Annotated in this window: 2 protein-coding genes; both read left to right on the top strand. The window is 42.8% G+C overall.

Translation table 11 applies throughout. The annotated features are described in order from the left end of the window. A partial coding sequence (locus F6K20_RS38660) for a phosphopantetheine-binding protein (RefSeq protein WP_287298468.1) occupies positions 1-379 on the top strand: 379 nt, incomplete at its 5' end. Continuing rightward, the coding region (locus F6K20_RS38655; RefSeq protein WP_287298466.1) for a condensation domain-containing protein at positions 376-1,370 on the top strand (995 nt) is incomplete at its 3' end. The genes F6K20_RS38660 and F6K20_RS38655, both read left to right, overlap by 4 nt.

Here is a 1,370-nt window from a genome sequence, read left to right as displayed (position 1 = left end):
ACTGCCTCTGACTCCTAACGGTAAGGTAGACCGTAAGGCTTTGCCTGTACCGGATGTGGCCAGTAGTGTGTCAACGGAGTATGTAGCTCCACAGACACAGACACAGAAGGTATTAGCAGAGATTTGGGCAGAAGTGTTGGGTATAGAACAGGTGGGAATACACGATAACTTCTTTGATTTGGGCGGCCATTCCCTGATGGCAACTCAGGTTGTGTCTCGCTGCCGTCAGGCTTTTGGGAATGAACTGACTTTACAGCGTTTATTTGAGTCACCAACTATTGCTGGCATAGCTAAAAATATTGAAGTGCTGCGTCAGCTACCCCAAGATAAGACTACGTTAATTTCAGAAACAGAAGAATATGAGAGATTTGTGTTATGAAAACAGTTAATTTTATTTCTTACCTGCAAAATCTGGGTGTTAAACTTTGGATAGAGCAAGAGCAACTAGAATGTTATGCTCCCAAGGGAGTAATGACAGCAGAGCTAAAACGGAATCTAGTGGAGCGCAAGACAGAAATTTTAGAGTTTCTTCGAGAAGTACAAATAACTCAGAAATCTGTAGCTAGTTCCATTCAATCAATTTCTAGGGAGCAGGTAATCCCGTTATCCTATGCACAACAAAGGCTATGGTTTATAGAAAAAATGGCCTTGAGTAGCAACGCCTACAATATGCCATTAACCCTACATCTAGTAGGAAAACTAGACTATGTAGCCCTACAAACAAGTATCAACCAAATCATCGCTCGCCATGAAACCCTGAGAACCACTTTCAGTGAAATCAACGGCACACCAGTACAAATAATTCAACCCCCCTTTGAATTAGAACTACCCATAATTGACCTCACTGGGTTAACACCATCAGAAGCTACCACCAAACTCCAACAACTACTCCAACAAGAAAATGAACTTTCATTCAATCTAGAAGTAGACCCCCCCATACGGGCTCAGTTGTTTCAACTAGGAACAACAGAACACATACTGCAAATTACATTACATCACATCGCTAGTGATGGCTGGTCACTGACAGTATTACCCAAAGAACTCTCGGCTATTTACACTGCCACACTGGCAGACCAATCATCTCCATTACCCCCACTACCAATACAATATGCCGACTTTGCAGTTTGGCAAAAGAACTACTTACAAGGTGAAACCCTCTCTAGCCAACTCAACTACTGGAAGCAAAAGCTCCTTGACCTACCCCAACTACAACTACCCACAGACCATCCCCGACCCCCAGTTCAAACTTTTAATGGAGCAGGTATACCCATAAACATACCAGCAGCACTAACATCAAAAGTTAAACAACTCACCCAAAAGCAGGGAACCACCCTATTTATGACCCTGTTAGCAGTATTCAAAGTATTGCT

Origin of the sequence: Moorena sp. SIO2C4 (assembly GCF_010672485.1) — a bacterium.
Classification (GTDB): Bacteria; Cyanobacteriota; Cyanobacteriia; order Cyanobacteriales; family Coleofasciculaceae; genus Moorena; species Moorena producens.
This window is presented reverse-complemented; position numbering and strand designations above follow the sequence as displayed.